The sequence below is a fragment of the Rhodococcus sp. 05-2256-B1 genome (assembly GCF_002258465.1).
In the GTDB taxonomy this organism is placed as follows: domain Bacteria; phylum Actinomycetota; class Actinomycetes; order Mycobacteriales; family Mycobacteriaceae; genus Rhodococcoides; species Rhodococcoides fascians.
The window spans coordinates 296294-311273 of sequence record NZ_NOZA01000031.1 but is presented as its reverse complement, the minus strand read 5'-3'; the positions used below and the strand labels follow the sequence as shown (position 1 = coordinate 311273).

The following is a 14980-nucleotide window of genomic DNA, read 5'->3' as shown; positions in this document are numbered from 1 at the left end:
CACCGGCCAGTTCCTGCCGGCGTCGGCCGCGAAGAAGTCACCGCGGACCACGCAGACCGAGACCATTCGACGTAAAAAGTAGAGATCTCCGCGCATCCTTAGCCCGCGGGCTTGATCAGTCTCTGTAGGGTGCCAAAAAGTGGCGGTGGACATTGTCCGCCGCCACTTTTTTTGTGCGACAAAGGTTTTGGGGGACAAAATCAGCAAGTTGGGTACCCGGCAGGAACTACACTCGTGTAACTTGGGCCTAGTGCGAGGTAGGTTGCTCCATCGGTTTAGCGTAATCGGGGCGGCGCCGATACTCGCTCGGCACACTTGTGATCGACTGGGTAAAACCCGCGCTTTGACACTCAAATGGGGATAGGTATGACAGTCACGGACAAGACCCCGCATACACCTGCGGCAAACGCACGGCCAAAGCTCATCGATCGTGTCACCGCGATCAACTGGAATCGGGTCCAGGACGACAAGGACTCCGAAGTCTGGGAGCGTCTCACCAGTAATTTCTGGCTGCCCGAGAAGGTGCCGGTGTCCAACGACATCCCGTCGTGGGCAACTCTGACCGCCGTCGAGAAGCAGCTGACGATGCGCGTGTTCACCGGACTGACGCTGCTCGACACCATTCAGGGCACCGTCGGTGCAGTCAGCCTCATTCCCGACGCGATCACTCCGCACGAGGAGGCGGTGTACACCAACATCGCGTTCATGGAGTCGGTGCACGCGAAGAGCTACAGCTCCATCTTCTCCACCCTCAGCTCCACCCGCGACATCGACGATGCGTTCCGCTGGTCCGAGGAGAACGTCAACCTTCAGCGCAAGGCCGAGATCGTGCTGAACTTCTATCACGGTGACGACCCGCTCAAGCGCAAGGTGGCGTCGACTCTGCTCGAGTCGTTCCTCTTCTACTCAGGCTTCTACTTGCCGATGTACTGGTCCTCGCGGGCCAAGCTCACCAACACGGCAGACCTCATCCGGCTGATCATTCGTGACGAGGCCGTGCACGGGTACTACATCGGATACAAGTACCAGAAGGGTCTCGAGAAGGTCAGCGAGGAGCGGCGTGAGGAACTGAAGAACTACACCTTCGAGTTGCTGTTCGAGCTGTACGACAACGAGGTCGAGTACACCCAGGATCTGTACGACGAGATCGGTCTGACCGAGGACGTCAAGAAGTTCCTGCGCTACAACGCCAACAAGGCACTGAACAACCTCGGCTACGAGGGTCTGTTCCCCAAGGACGAGACGGATGTGAACCCGGCAATTCTGTCGGCTCTGTCACCCAACGCCGACGAGAATCACGACTTCTTCTCCGGGTCGGGCTCCTCGTACGTCATCGGAAAGGCCGTCAACACCGAAGACGAGGACTGGGACTTCTAGAAACCCATCCTTGCGCCGGGCCGCTCACTCCTTCGGTGGGCGGCCCGGCGCGCGAATGTCTTTGGCCTCCTTCGGCATTCGGCCCTGCTCGCTCAGTGCTCGACGCAGTAGGAACTCGATCTGAGCGTTGGTGCTTCGGAGCTCGTCGGAGGCCCAGCGGGCAAGAGCGTCGTGCACCGCTGGGTCCAGCCGAAGCAGAATTTTCTTACGCTCGACGGCCATGGCTCACTGGTACAGCGATCCGGTGTTGACGACGGGCTGGGTATCGCGATCGCTGCACAACACCACGAGCAGGTTCGACACCATCGCCGCTTTCCGCTCCTCGTCGAGTTCCACGACGTGCTTCTCCTCGAGCTTCGAGAGTGCCATCTCCACCATTCCCACCGCACCTTCGACGATCTGCTGACGCGCCGCGATGACAGCTCCGGCCTGCTGGCGTCGCAGCATGGCCTGCGCGATCTCCGGAGCATAGGCAAGACGGTTGATGCGGGTCTCGATCACCTCGACGCCGGCCGATCTCACCCGCGCGTGTACTTCCTCCGACATGGCCGCGGTGATCTCGTCGGCGTTCTCGCGCAACGACATTCGCCCTTCGGCGTCGTACGGGTAGCTACCGGCGATATGCCGAACGGCAGATTCGGTCTGGACGGCCACGAACTCCTCGTAGTCGTCGACCTGGAACGACGCCAGGGCGGTATCGGCAACCTGCCAGACGACGATGGCGGAGATCTCGATCGGATTGCCGTCGGCGTCGTTGACCTTCGATTGACCGGTCTCGTGGTTGCGAATTCGCGTCGAGATGGCCCTGCGGTACGTCAACGGATTGGTCCAGCGCAGCCCCGGTGTACGCAGCGTCCCGCTGTACGAACTGCCGAGTAGCTGCAGAACGCGAGCTTGATTCGGTTGCACCAGAGTCAATCCCATGAGTGCCGGCAGCGAGAGCACGAACAGGACGACTCCGACGACCGTGAGCCCCACCACGGAGAAGACCAGTCCGAGAGCGAACGCGGCGATTCCGCCGAGAAACAGCGCGAGACCGACGCCGAGCATCGACCAGCCCGGCAGATCCCAGCCGGTGCGCTCGGCGATGGTCGTGGTCGGTGTACCCGTCGGCTTCTCGGCGACGGTAGCGGGTGCGGACATGAGAACCTCCCTCTCGATGTTGATAGTAAAGTGATATCACATTACGAATCGAAACAGGGACGGTTCGGTGGAGCTGTGTACTCGGTGCGGCAGGGGAGTCAGCGTCGAAACCATGCCGACGGGTCGTCGGCGATGGCTTTCTCGATTCGCAATCGCGAAGTGGCCGTGAGGTTTTCGGGTAGGCCATCGAGCTCGAACCAGGCCACATCGAGGTTCTCGTCGTCGGCGACATGAGGAGTGCCGCCGGTGTAGCGAGCGAGGAACGTGATGTCCAGATACTGCGCGACGTCGCCGTTGGGGTACGTGATGGGCTCCGTCACGTCGACGCTCGTCAGGCGCACGATCGTGGCGTCCACACCGGTCTCCTCACCGATCTCACGCAGCGCGGCGGGTGCAGGTTCCTCGCCGGGTTCGAGGATTCCGGACACCACGGCCCAGGTGTTGTTGTCTGCCCGCAGAGTCAGCAGCACGCGCCGATCGTCGTCGAGAACGACTGCGCTGACGCCGGACAGCCACAGCGGGGACGTGCCGACGACGCTGCGCAGCGCCTGAACGAAGTCCGGGATAGGCATCGCGTCAGGACACGTAGGCGTTCAGAGAAGCGGACAGGTCGGCCAGAACGGCCCGCGCCGCGACGACCCCGCTGCCCGACCAGACCGTGTCGTTCACCGCGAACACCCGCCCGTCGGTGACCGAGCCGAGAGCGTGCCACGCGTCGCCGTCCATCACCTCACGGCCGAAGGTCTCGCCGTCCGGACCCGCGAATCGCACGTAGACGATGTCGCCCTCGACGGGCTCCAGGTTGCCGGGCTCGACCGAGAAACCGGTGTCACGCTGATTCTGTGGCCGTGCCACGCCGACCTCGGCGAGCACCTGGCCGGCGAACGAATCTTGGCCGTCGACCTCGACGGAATCGGCATCGAATCGGATGACCGACGCCTGCGTCTGGGTTGCATCGATCTCGCGACCGACGCGTTCGGCATCCGCGGAGAACGACGCGAGCTGGTCGAATCCTGCCTGGCCTCGACCCAAGGCGGCTGCGGACTGCAGAAAAGTGTCTTTCCATCCCTGTCCGGTCGCGGTGAACACGGTCGGCGCGATGGCAGTCAGCGAATCGTAGGTATCGGATCCGAGAGAATCGGCCCCCAGGATCAGGTCCGGGGCGAGGGCGGCGATCGCATCGAGGTCGGGGGCACCGACCGGGCCGACCGACGGAACCGACGCCAGGCCGGTACCCAGGTACAGCGGCTGGTCTCCGTCTCCCCGGAAGTCGGGGTCGAGCGTGGCCGCGCCGACGACGCGTTCCCAGATCCCGACCGCGCAGCTGGCGTCGAGGCCTGCAGCGTCGAGGACGACGATGCGCTGTGGATCGGCCGGGATGGCACTGATGCCCTCGGCGTGCCCGACGGGGCGCGTATCGCCCTCGACTCCAGTCGGGTCGAGTGGGGCAAGTGCGGGACACAGTCCGACGGTGTCCCGGTTGTTACCGACCACCCCCGCTCCGGCAATGTTCGTCGTACTGCGAACGATGGTGGATGCGTCGTCCTCGGTCGCGGAGTCGGAGCATCCGGTCAACGCCACGGCTGCCATCAGACAGACAGCGGCCGCCGTGCCCGTGGTGTGTGGCGCGAACCGGCGGGGGAGTCGTGGTCGAAGTGGCAACGCGGAACTTCTTTCTGCGGGTCGGGTGGTCTCACACAGTAACGGAAATCGCCTCGCGCAGAGCACTGCCGCGGACCCTTCTCGGCCATCTGCTCGCACGGTGTTCCGGGGTGTGTCGGAGGGCTCGTAAAGGCCGACGGCGCAGGCAGATCGCACCCCGAACCATGGTTCGATCGAATCCAATACGACACACGGTAGGACCGGTTCGGCAAGCGTCGGTCCGACGGTCTACGATTCGAGTAGCGCACGACTAGTGACGTCGCCTCGTGATTCGGGGTCGGACGCGCAATCAGGAGGATCTGTGACTGCCCTAGCGCCTAGGCCCGCTCCCGCGGTGGATGCTGCTCGGCCTTTCCCGCCGCGGATGGGACCGAAGGGTTCGTTCATCCACAAGGCGGTGACCACAACCGATCCCAAGGTTCTCGGGATCATGTACATCGCGACGTCGTTCGCCTTCTTCCTCGTCGGTGGACTGATGGCGCTGTTGATGCGCGCCGAGTTGGCCGTGCCGGGGATGCAGTTCCTGTCCAACGAGCAGTACAACCAGCTGTTCACGATGCACGGCACCATCATGTTGCTGCTGTACGCAACGCCGATCGTGTTCGGCTTTGCCAACTACATTCTTCCGCTGCAAATCGGTGCGCCGGACGTGGCGTTCCCGCGTCTCAACGCGTTCTCCTACTGGCTGTACCTGTTCGGTGCGCTGATCACCACGGCCGGCTTCATCACCCCGGGTGGCGCAGCCGACTTCGGATGGACGGCGTACACGCCTCTCACCTCTGCTCTGCACTCGCCCGGTGTCGGTGCCGACCTGTGGATCATGGGCCTCGCCGTCGCCGGTCTGGGAACCATCCTCGGTGGCGTCAACATGATCACCACGGTGATCTGCCTCCGCGCCCCCGGTATGACGATGTTCCGGATGCCCATCTTCACCTGGAACATCCTGGTCACGTCGATTCTTATCCTGCTGGCGTTCCCGCTGCTGACCGCCGCACTGCTCGGCCTTGCCGCCGACCGCCACCTGGGCGCGCATCTCTTCGACCCGGCAACGGGCGGAGTGCTGCTGTGGCAGCACCTGTTCTGGTTCTTCGGGCACCCCGAGGTCTACATCATCGCGTTGCCGTTCTTCGGAATCGTGTCCGAGGTGTTCCCGGTGTTCTCCCGCAAGCCGATCTTCGGTTACTCGGGTCTGATCTACGCGACGATCGCCATCGCTGCACTGTCGATCGCCGTGTGGGCCCACCACATGTACGCCACCGGCGCGGTACTGCTGCCGTTCTTCTCGTTCATGACATTCCTCATCGCTGTTCCGACCGGTGTGAAGATCTTCAACTGGGTCGGCACGATGTGGCGCGGACAGGTCACGCTCGAAACGCCCATGCTGTTCTCGATCGGCTTCCTCATCACGTTCGTGTTCGGCGGACTGACCGGTGTGCTGTTGGCTTCGCCTCCCATCGACTTCCAGGTCACCGACACGTACTTCGTCGTCGCCCACTTCCACTACGTGGTGTTCGGCACCGTGGTGTTCGCGACCTACGCAGGAATCTACTTCTGGTTCCCGAAGATGACGGGCCGGATGATGGACGAGGCTCTGGGCAAGTGGCACTTCTGGCTGACGTTCTTCGGATTCCACGCCACGTTCCTGGTGCAGCACTGGCTCGGTAACGAAGGCATGCCGCGTCGCTACGCCGACTACCTGCCGTCCGACGGCTTCACCGAACTGAACATCATCTCGACCATCGGTGCGTTCATCCTCGGTGCCTCGACACTGCCGTTCGTCTGGAACGTGTTCAAGTCGTACCGATACGGTGAGGTCGTCACAGTCGACGATCCGTGGGGTTACGGAAACTCGCTGGAGTGGGCCACCTCGTGCCCGCCCCCGAGGCACAACTTCACCGAGCTGCCCCGGATTCGTTCCGAGCGTCCGGCGTTCGAGCTGCACTACCCGCACATGGTCGAGCGGATGCGGTCCGAAGCGCACGTCGGTCCTGGTGCTCATGGTGGCAAGACCACCGCGGTACTCGAACAGGCCCGCCGGGCTCCGATCGCGACCAGCGATCACGAAGGTTCGGGCGACCCGGATCCCCGGTAGTCCACAGCACAGCGAGAGCCCCTCCCGGCTACCGGGCGGGGCTCTTCGCTTGCGACAATCTTCCCTGCGCGTCCGGCCCGTTCGGCGGCAGTCGCGGGACACGAGCAGGGCACACCAGTAATGGGGGGACAGTGCGAAAGGGAGATTCGGTGAGATCGAGCGACACTGCGGTGTTGGTAACGGTGACGGGACCCGACAAACCAGGTGTCACATCGGTGCTGTTCGCGGCCCTGTCGCGGCACGACGTCAGCCTGCTCGACGTGGAGCAGGTGGTCATCCGCAACAGGCTGACCCTCGGTGTGTTGCTGACCTGTCCACGCGATCCCGAGGCGCTCCAGGAAGAACTCGAAGACGCGATGGCCACCGTGGGCGTCCATGTCGATGTCGAGATCGACGCGGCACAGAACGGTGGACGCACACTGGCCACGCATGTCGTCGTCGTGCTCGGCCGTCCGGTCACCGCGCGAGCATTCAGCACCATCTCGAGAGAATTGGCCCGGCAGGGGACCAACATCGATTCCATCCGTGGGATCGCGGACTACCCGGTGACGGGCCTCGAACTTCAGGTCACCGCCACCGACACCTCGCCTGAGGCAGACCTCCAGCTACGCACCGGCCTCGCCGCGATCGCAGCGGGAATCGGCGTCGACATCGCAGTGGAGCGAGCCGGCATCGCACGGAGGTCGAAACGACTCATCGTATTCGACGTGGACTCGACGTTGGTCCAGGGCGAGGTCATCGAGATGCTTGCCGCCCGGGCCGGGCGCGAAGACGAGGTACGTGCCGTCACCGAGGCGGCGATGCGCGGGGAGATCGACTTCGCCGAGTCGTTGGAACAGCGTGTCGCAGCGCTGGCCGGCCTGGACGCATCCGTCATCGACGACGTCGCCGACAGCTTGGAGCTGACGGCGGGGGCTCGAACGACCATCCGGACGCTTCGGCGTCTCGGTTTCGCCTGCGGTGTCGTCTCGGGCGGATTCCGCCAGGTGATCGAGGGACTGGCTCACGAACTCGAACTCGACTACGTGAAGGCCAACACACTCGAGATCGTCGACGGGAAGTTGACGGGTCGAGTCATCGGCGACGTCGTCGACCGCGCTGCGAAGGCGACCGCACTGCGGGAGTTCGCCGCCCAAGCCGGAGTGCCGATGGAGCAGACGGTCGCGGTCGGCGACGGTGCCAACGACATCGACATGCTCACCGCGGCCGGGCTCGGCGTTGCGTTCAACGCCAAGCCCGCGCTTCGCGAGATCGCCGATGCTGCGATCTCGCACCCTTACTTGGATGCCGTCCTGTTCATTCTCGGGGTCACCCGAAACGAGATCGAAGCCGCGGATGCCGTCGACGGGGGAGTCCGCCGCGTCCCGATCCCATGACCGACGCCCCCGCCGTCGGCGACTCCGTCGATCGGGACCGTGTCGAGTCGACGTCCGATACGGCTGAACCCGAGCAGTTCTCGGACGCCAACACGTTCGCCTCGCGTCACGCCGAATTGGCCCGCGGCTACGGCGGTGCCGAGGATCCCGAGGACCCGTCTGAGGTTCTGGCCATGCCCATGGTGCTGCACATACCCAAGGCCGACCCGCCGGTGCGCAACGACCTACTCGAAGCCGCCGCCCGAGCCGTCGTGGCGCTGTGCCTCGACCCACGGGTCGGTGTCGACGCCTCGTGGCACGAGCCTTTCGTTGCGTGGACCTCGGCGCGGATCAGGAAGGTGGCCCGCCGTGCCCGCGGCGCGCAATGGACTGCAGCGCAGGAAGTTCCGGGTGTCACGGTCGAGGTCGGGAACGCTTCGGCCCGTGCTTTCGTGCCGGGCCGCGTCGGCGATCTGGATCCGCGCATCAAGCGTCTTCAGATCGGCGGCACCGACGTACCGGCCGAAGAAGAGTCACCGCCGAGCGCCGGGCCGGTGCTGTGGATCGACGCGTCCCTGTCGATGACGGTGGGCAAGGCCGCGGCGCAGGTGGGTCATGCGTCGATGTTGCTGGCCGGTGCGATGAGCCTCGACGACTGTCGAGCCTGGGCCGATTCCGGTTTCGCCTGTTCGGTTCGATCGGCGGATCCGGAGCAGTGGACGCACGCGCTGGACGAGGTCCGCGCGGGTCGCGCCGTCGCAGTCCGAGATGCTGGTTTCACCGAAGTGGCTCCCGGTTCGACGACCGTGATCGCTGTCCGGATGTAACGCAGCATCGGCCGGGGGTCCACTGTCGCGCAACTGGCTATCGAACGAGGTATCCAGTGGCCGGACACTGACACCATGCCTTTCTCACCGCTACGCGTCGCCGGCCGTCGTCTCCCGTCTCGCCTGACGGCGCTCTACGTCGGCCTGTGGCTGTACGGCGCGTCCATGTCGCTGATGATCGCCGGTGGGCTCGGCGTCAACCCCTGGGATGTGTTCCACCAAGGTCTGTCGCGGCACCTGTCGCTCAGCTTCGGAACCATCACTGCCATCACCGGCGTGGCGGTGCTCCTGATGTGGATACCGCTGCGGCAGCGTCCGGGTTTGGGGACCGTGAGCAACGTGATCGTCATCGCTGTCGCCGTGGATACGACGTCGGCGATCCTGCCCCATCTGGACGGGCCGATCGTTCGGACACTGGCGATGGTGTCGGGCATCGTCGTCAATGCCTTCGCCACGGCGCTCTACATCGGTGCGGGAATGGGCCCGGGCCCCCGAGACGGTTTGATGACCGGGTTGGTGGCGCGCACCGGATGGTCGATTCGCCTCACTCGCACGGGAATCGAACTGACAGTGGTACTCACCGGCTGGCTGCTCGGCGGAACTCTCGGTGTGGGTACGGTGCTCTACGCGCTCGGGGTAGGACCGCTCGTGCAGCTGTTCATGACTCACCTACCGGCGCTGCGGAACACGAGAACGGTCGAGCCGGTCACCGAAATCTTCGAACCTGCCTCCAGTGCAGTGGTATCGGGTGGGACGCCGTCCACGCGAGAGGAATCGAGGACGGGCACGAATCGAGACGACGACCAACTGGGGCAGGCCAGCGTGATCTCGGCGGGACCGCCGGAATGCAAGATCAGCAACGAACTCGCGTCGTCCACCTGCCCGCCGTCGGAGGCGTAGGAACGCACGTCGGACCCGTCGACCCAGGCGGAGATCGTGCGCACCGAATCGTCATTCCATCTGTCGTGATCGAATTCGATTCCGGCGGAATCGAACCAGACGAGGTCCGGTCGACCGGTCGGCGTCGCCCGGCCGGTGAAGAACTCCTGCTGACGCAGTGTCGGGGCGCTCGCACGTACGCGCAGCAGGCGCGCCACGAATCGAATCATGTTCTGATCCGCGCTGTCCCAGTCGACTGCCCAGGCGTCGGATGCCGGTGCATCGTGAGATACGCAGTACGCGTTGTTGTTTCCGCCCTGGCTGTGGCCGAGTTCGTCACCTGCGAGCAGCATCGGTGTTCCGGTCGACAGCGTCAGGGTGGCAAGCAGAGCACGGACGTGTCGCCCACGGTCGTCGAGGACGGAGGGATCGTCGGTCGGACCCTCGACGCCGTAGTTGACCGAGGAGTTGTTGTCGGTGCCGTCTCTGTTCTCTTCGCCGTTGGCTTCGTTGTGCTTTCGTTCGTACGAGACCAGATCGTGTGCGGTGAATCCGTCGTGTGCGGTGACGAAATTGATCGACGCCCACGGCAGTCGACCGCTGCCGGCATAGAGGTCCTCGGAACCGGCTAGGCGGGAAGCCAATTCGCGCACTCCGTGATGGCCGGCCCAGAATCCTCGCACGGTATCTCGGTAGCGGTCGTTCCACTCGGACCACATGACCCCGAAGTTGCCCACCTGATATCCGGCACCGGTCGCATCCCAGGGTTCGGCGATCAACTTGACGCCCGACAGCACCGGATCGGTACCGATCGCCGTCAACAGCGGTGCACGAGAATCGAATCGCCAACCGCCCGGTCGGCCGAGCGTACTGGCCAGGTCGAATCGGAATCCGTCCACGCCCATGTCCTGCACCCAGTACCGCAGGCTGTCGCACACCATGCGGACCACGGCGGGAGACGCCGAATCGAGTGTGTTGCCGCAACCGGTCAGGTCGACGTCGGATCCGCGACCGTCGAGCAGGTAGTACCCCGGCGCGTCGAGACCCCGCCAACTGATCGACGGCCCGTCGACCGCGGATTCGCACGTGTGGTTGTAGACCACGTCGAGGATCACTTCGATCCCTGCGCTGTGCAACGCGTCGACCATCGTCCGGAACTCGTCCACTTCGTTGCCTCGTACGGCGGCGAAACGCGGATCGGGAGCGAAATACGCGCCCGTGGAGTAGCCCCAATGGTTTCGCATCCCTCGAGCGCGTACCCCGGGTTCGGTGAACGTGGTGTGGACCGGCAGCAATTCGACCGACGTGATGCCCGTTCGAGCCAGGTGTTCGAGTACGGCCGGTTGCGCGAGCCCGAGGTAGGTGCCACGGAGGTGTTCGGGTACGCCGTTGTGGCGCGCGGTGAACGACCCGACGTGCAATTCGTAGAGCACGGTTCTGTCCCAGGGAACGGCAGGCCTCACCGGCCGGTCGCCGTTGTCCGACGGTCCGCGGACGACGCCGAGCGGGAGGTGGCCGAGGGAATCGCGACTGCTGGGGGCTCCGAACGGGTCGTCCTCGTAGGCCAACAGGGCCGCGGGATCCCCGAAGTCACCGGACACCTGGCGGGCGGACGGGTCGAGCAGGATCTTGGCCCCGTTGAATCGTCGGCCCGAGTGGGGATCCCAGGTGCCGTGCGCGCGAAAGCCGTACCGCACGCCTGGCCCGACGTCAGGGACGAAGGCATGTCTGATGCCGAAAGTCCGGTTGGTCAACTCCACGCGCCGCTCGCCGCCGTCCGGGTCGATCAGACATACCTCGACGCCATCCGCACCGGGAGCGTGGACTGCGAATTGCGTACCAGTGGGATGTGCAGTGGCACCCAGAGGGAACGGCTGCCCGGGCGGGTTCACGCGAGTGACCCCGTCGACGGGACGGCGGGAGGTGCGAGGTACATCGTCAATGGGCGACACGCGTGCACATCCTGCCGTGTCTGCGCGGGGAGTGTGCGGGAGGATAGGAGCCGTGTCTGAACCGGATCCCGACCTGCTCGTAGATTTCACCGATGTCGTAGTCCGCCGAGGTGGCGTGACGTTGGTGGGTCCCGTCACCTGGAAGGTGGAACTGGACGAACGGTGGGTCGTGCTCGGGCCCAACGGTGCAGGTAAGACGTCGCTGCTCCGTATCGCTGCCGCCGAGATCCATCCCACGTCCGGTGTCGCTCACGTCCTCGGTGAGGTGATGGGCAGAACCGATGTCTCGGAACTGCGTCCTCGAATCGGCTTGTCGTCGTCCTCGTTGGCGCACCGAATCCCTGCCGACGAACTGGTCTCCGATCTGGTCGTGTCCGCCGGCTACTCCGTGTTGGGGCGCTGGCGGGAGAAGTACGACGCGATCGACACCGAACGGGCCGTCGAGATGCTCGAGAGCCTCGGGGCCGAACATCTGGCGACGCGGACCTACGGCACCCTGTCGGAGGGTGAGCGCAAGCGTGTACTGATCGCCCGTGCCCTGATGACCGACCCCGAACTGCTGTTGCTGGACGAGCCCGCTGCCGGCCTCGATCTCGGTGGCCGCGAGGAACTGGTAGCCCGGTTGGCCGATCTGGCCGCCGACCCCGACGCTCCCGCGACCGTGCTGATCACCCACCACGTGGAAGAAATCCCGCCCGGCTTCAGCCACGCACTACTCCTCAAGGAGGGCGGCGTGGTTGCGCAAGGCCTGGTCGACGACGTCATCACGGCGGAGAACCTGACCGAGGCATTCAGCCAGTCGATCACCCTCGATCGCGTCGACGGTCGCTACTTCGCGCGGCGCACGCGCGCTGCCGGGGCGCACCGCCGCTAGAGCGGACCCCGTGCCCGGGCGCACCGGCTCAGCGGTACGTTGCGGAGATGAGCTCGAGCACCGCCGCCGATCCCGTTCCAGCACGTGATGCGTCGACCGTCATCCTGATCCGTGACGGCCGATCACAACCCGGCATCGAGGTGTTCCTTCTCGAACGCGTCGGCGGGATGGCGTTCGCGGGCGGCATGACGGTATTTCCCGGTGGCGGCGTGGATCCGTCGGATGCGGCCGCGGACATCGAGTGGGCAGGTCCGCCGCCGTCGTGGTGGGCCGACCGGTTCGGCACCGACGAGTGGAAGGCGCAGGCGCTGGTGTGCGCAGCGGCACGCGAGACGTTCGAGGAGTGCGGCGTGTTGTTGGCCGGTCCGACGGCGGATTCGGTGGTCGCCGACACCGCCCCGTTCTCTGCGGAACGCGGTCGACTGGAACGCCGGGAGCTGTCGTTCGCCCAGTTTCTCACCGACCACGATCTGGTTCTGCGAGCAGATCTGCTGCGGCCGTGGTCGCACTGGATCACCCCGATCGGTGAATCCCGACGGTACGACACGAGGTTCTTCGTTGCCGTGCTCCCCGAGGGTCAGAACGCCGACGGTGAGACCAGCGAGGCCGCGTCGGTGAGCTGGCGTTCGGCCGAGGACGCGTTGACGGACTGGCGTTCGGGGACCACCGTCCTGCTGCCACCGACGTGGAGCCAGCTCGATGCGCTCGGCCGATTCGACACGGTGGCCGACGTTCTCGATCACGAGCAGACGATCGCGGCGGTCCTGCCCGTCCTGACCCGGGAGAACGGCACCGTCCGAGTGGAGTTCGACGGCGAGGACGCGTACTACGCGGGCACGGTCCATCCCTGGTCGGATCGCTGAACTCGGGCGCGGTAGCCTTCGGCCATGGCTGAGTTCGTGACTCTCGACGTATCCGACGGTATCGGCACCATTCGCTTGGATCGCCCACCGATGAACGCGCTCAATCGTCAGGTGCAGGAGGAGATCCGGGCTGCGGCACGCGAGGCCACCGTGAACTCCGACGTCAGAGCGGTCATCGTCTACGGCGGCGAAAAGGTGTTCGCGGCCGGTGCCGACATCAAGGAAATGGCGGCAATGTCCGTCATCGAGATGACCGATATCGCGGCGGAACTGCAGTCCGCCCTCGGCTCGCTCAGCACGATTCCCAAACCGGTCGTGGCCGCAGTGACCGGATACGCACTGGGCGGTGGACTCGAGGTCGCGCTCGGCGCGGACCGACGCATCGCCGGAGACAATGCCAAGCTCGGCGTTCCCGAGGTGCTGCTCGGAGTCATTCCCGGGGGCGGCGGCACGCAGCGCCTGGCCCGTCTGATCGGGCCCAGTCGCGCCAAGGACATGGTCTTCACCGGCCGTTTCGTCGGAGCCGAGGAGGCCCTGCACATCGGTTTGGTGGACGAGGTGGTCGCGCCGGACGAGGTGTACAACGCGGCACGCGCATGGGCGGGGCAGTTCACGACCGGAGCGTCACGCGCTCTGGCTGCGGCCAAGGCGTCCATAGATCAGGGGTTGGACGTCGACCTGACCAACGGACTGCGCGTCGAGGCACAGCAGTTCGCGGCCCTGTTCGCCACCGAGGACCGCACCGTCGGGATGGAATCCTTCATCGCGAACGGACCGGGTAAGGCCGCTTTCACCGGGCGTTGAGCATCGAGGTCGGTGGACGAACTTGTTCCATGGCTACCGGATAGTAGGCTCGCCTCATGACTGCAAGCCCCCACGACGGTGCGAATCGACCGACTGCTTCTGTGACGCCTCTCGTCTCGGCCGAGGCGCGAGACCGCGAGGTCGATCCGGCACCGAATCCGCACGCCACGGCCGAGCAGGTCGAGGCAGCGCGGTCGGACACCAAACTGGCGCAGGTGCTCTACCACGACTGGGAAGCCGAGACCTACGACGACAAGTGGTCGATCTCCTACGACGAGCGCTGCATCGATTACGCCCGAGGCAGGTTCGACCAGGCGGTGTCCGGTGACGCATCGGCTCGAGCGGCTCTGCCGTACGGTCGTGCGCTCGAATTGGGTTGTGGCACAGGTTTCTTCTTGCTCAACCTGATGCAGGCCGGGATTGCCGACAAGGGCTCGGTCACCGACCTCTCACCCGGAATGGTCAAGGTCGCGCTGCGCAACGCCGAGCACCTTGGACTCGATGTGGACGGCCGGGTGGCCGACGCAGAAACGATTCCGTACGACGACGACACCTTCGATCTGGTGGTCGGTCACGCCGTGCTCCACCACATCCCGGACGTCGAGCAGTCTCTTCGAGAAGTTCTGCGCGTTCTCAAGCCCGGTGGACGCTTCGTCTTCGCAGGCGAGCCGACCACGGTGGGTAACTTCTACGCTCGCTGGCTGGGCCGTATCACCTGGGAAGCGACCACTCGTGCCACCAAGCTGCCGTTCCTGGCGGATTGGCGCAAACCACAGGAAGAACTCGACGAGTCCTCGCGAGCTGCAGCACTCGAGGCCGTCGTGGACCTGCACACGTTCGATCCGACCGACCTCGAGAACATCGCGTTGTCGGCGGGTGCCGAGGCCGTTCAGGCGAACACCGAAGAATTCGCTGCCGCTCTGCTCGGGTGGCCGGTGCGCACGTTCGAGGCTGCCGTTCCGGCAGGCAAGCTCGGCTGGAACTGGGCCAAGTTCGCGTTCAACGGGTGGAAGACGCTGAGCTGGGTCGACGAGAAGGTCTTGCAGCACGTGGTACCGCGAGGCATGTTCTACAACGTGATGATCACCGGAACCAAGCCCGCGCCCCGCGCTTGATTCGTTCCACCACCGTCGGCCGTACGGCCGACGCTCC

The 14980-nt window shown here is 65.0% G+C and carries 13 protein-coding genes and 1 pseudogene; 9 read left to right on the top strand and 5 right to left on the bottom strand.

Annotated elements, in window-relative coordinates:
* The first annotated feature begins 366 nt into the window (after positions 1-366).
* Positions 367-1377 (top strand): class 1b ribonucleoside-diphosphate reductase subunit beta, encoded by a 1011-nt coding sequence (nrdF, locus tag CH285_RS21455; protein ID WP_094643086.1) that lies wholly within the window; start codon positions 367-369, stop codon positions 1375-1377.
* Positions 1378-1401: 24 nt separating this feature from the next.
* Here the strand turns inward: nrdF and CH285_RS21450 are convergent, their stop codons facing one another.
* The 4 genes from CH285_RS21450 to CH285_RS21435 all read right to left on the bottom strand — a co-directional run bounded on the left by CH285_RS21450 (position 1402) and on the right by CH285_RS21435 (position 4110).
* Entirely contained in the window at positions 1402-1599 is a 198-nt protein-coding gene (locus CH285_RS21450; RefSeq protein WP_027496605.1) for a hypothetical protein, read from the bottom strand.
* A gap of 3 nt (positions 1600-1602) precedes the next feature.
* The gene (locus CH285_RS21445; protein WP_027496606.1) at positions 1603-2520 is read right to left on the bottom strand and encodes an SPFH domain-containing protein; all 918 of its coding nucleotides are present in this window, start codon (positions 2518-2520) and stop codon (positions 1603-1605) included.
* A gap of 98 nt (positions 2521-2618) precedes the next feature.
* On the bottom strand, positions 2619-3092 hold the full coding sequence (locus CH285_RS21440) for an NUDIX hydrolase (protein WP_027496607.1): 474 nt from the start codon (positions 3090-3092) through the stop codon (positions 2619-2621).
* A gap of 4 nt (positions 3093-3096) precedes the next feature.
* Positions 3097-4110, bottom strand: a complete 1014-nt coding sequence (locus tag CH285_RS21435; protein WP_052067034.1) for an iron-siderophore ABC transporter substrate-binding protein — start codon at positions 4108-4110, stop codon at positions 3097-3099.
* A gap of 373 nt (positions 4111-4483) precedes the next feature.
* Here CH285_RS21435 and ctaD point away from each other — a divergent pair, with 373 nt between their 5' ends.
* From ctaD to yczE, 4 genes and pseudogenes are all read left to right on the top strand, one after another.
* The gene (gene ctaD, locus CH285_RS21430) at positions 4484-6274 is read left to right on the top strand and encodes an aa3-type cytochrome oxidase subunit I (RefSeq protein WP_027496609.1); all 1791 of its coding nucleotides are present in this window, start codon (positions 4484-4486) and stop codon (positions 6272-6274) included.
* Between the two features lie 149 nt (positions 6275-6423).
* On the top strand, positions 6424-7650 hold the full coding sequence (serB, locus tag CH285_RS21425; RefSeq protein WP_094643085.1) for a phosphoserine phosphatase SerB: 1227 nt from the start codon (positions 6424-6426) through the stop codon (positions 7648-7650).
* Positions 7647-8456, top strand: a complete 810-nt coding sequence (locus CH285_RS21420) for an aminoacyl-tRNA hydrolase (RefSeq protein ID WP_094643052.1) — start codon at positions 7647-7649, stop codon at positions 8454-8456. The genes serB and CH285_RS21420 overlap by 4 nt, the downstream gene beginning before the upstream one ends.
* 75 nt (positions 8457-8531) lie before the next feature.
* Positions 8532-9110: pseudogene (yczE, locus tag CH285_RS28820) on the top strand (membrane protein YczE); the annotation flags it as partial.
* An 11-nt stretch (positions 9111-9121) separates the two neighbouring features.
* Here the strand turns inward: yczE and glgX are convergent.
* Positions 9122-11278, bottom strand: a complete 2157-nt coding sequence (gene glgX, locus CH285_RS21410; protein ID WP_094622509.1) for a glycogen debranching protein GlgX — start codon at positions 11276-11278, stop codon at positions 9122-9124.
* 61 nt (positions 11279-11339) lie between these two features.
* Here glgX and CH285_RS21405 point away from each other — a divergent pair, with 61 nt between their 5' ends.
* From CH285_RS21405 to CH285_RS21390, 4 genes are read left to right on the top strand one after another with little or no spacing between them, the layout of a single operon-like run.
* The gene (locus tag CH285_RS21405) at positions 11340-12161 is read left to right on the top strand and encodes an ABC transporter ATP-binding protein (RefSeq protein WP_027496614.1); all 822 of its coding nucleotides are present in this window, start codon (positions 11340-11342) and stop codon (positions 12159-12161) included.
* Between the two features lie 47 nt (positions 12162-12208).
* A complete protein-coding gene (locus CH285_RS21400) occupies positions 12209-13024 on the top strand; it encodes an NUDIX hydrolase (protein WP_094622403.1) in 816 nt (271 codons plus the stop codon).
* 24 nt (positions 13025-13048) lie between these two features.
* The gene (locus tag CH285_RS21395) at positions 13049-13828 is read left to right on the top strand and encodes an enoyl-CoA hydratase/isomerase family protein (RefSeq protein WP_094643051.1); all 780 of its coding nucleotides are present in this window, start codon (positions 13049-13051) and stop codon (positions 13826-13828) included.
* 56 nt (positions 13829-13884) lie between these two features.
* The gene (locus CH285_RS21390; protein WP_032370757.1) at positions 13885-14943 is read left to right on the top strand and encodes a class I SAM-dependent methyltransferase; all 1059 of its coding nucleotides are present in this window, start codon (positions 13885-13887) and stop codon (positions 14941-14943) included.
* Positions 14944-14980 lie beyond the last annotated feature (37 nt).

Coding starts and splice junctions, on each gene's coding strand:
- nrdF (WP_094643086.1), top strand. CDS start 367: ATGACAGTCACGGACAAGACCCCGCATACACCTGCGGCAAACGCACGG.
- CH285_RS21450 (WP_027496605.1), bottom strand. CDS start 1,599: ATGGCCGTCGAGCGTAAGAAAATTCTGCTTCGGCTGGACCCAGCGGTG.
- CH285_RS21445 (WP_027496606.1), bottom strand. CDS start 2,520: ATGTCCGCACCCGCTACCGTCGCCGAGAAGCCGACGGGTACACCGACC.
- CH285_RS21440 (WP_027496607.1), bottom strand. CDS start 3,092: ATGCCTATCCCGGACTTCGTTCAGGCGCTGCGCAGCGTCGTCGGCACG.
- CH285_RS21435 (WP_052067034.1), bottom strand. CDS start 4,110: ATGGCAGCCGTGGCGTTGACCGGATGCTCCGACTCCGCGACCGAGGAC.
- CH285_RS21420 (WP_094643052.1), top strand. CDS start 7,647: ATGACCGACGCCCCCGCCGTCGGCGACTCCGTCGATCGGGACCGTGTC.
- CH285_RS21400 (WP_094622403.1), top strand. CDS start 12,209: ATGAGCTCGAGCACCGCCGCCGATCCCGTTCCAGCACGTGATGCGTCG.
- CH285_RS21395 (WP_094643051.1), top strand. CDS start 13,049: ATGGCTGAGTTCGTGACTCTCGACGTATCCGACGGTATCGGCACCATT.
- CH285_RS21390 (WP_032370757.1), top strand. CDS start 13,885: ATGACTGCAAGCCCCCACGACGGTGCGAATCGACCGACTGCTTCTGTG.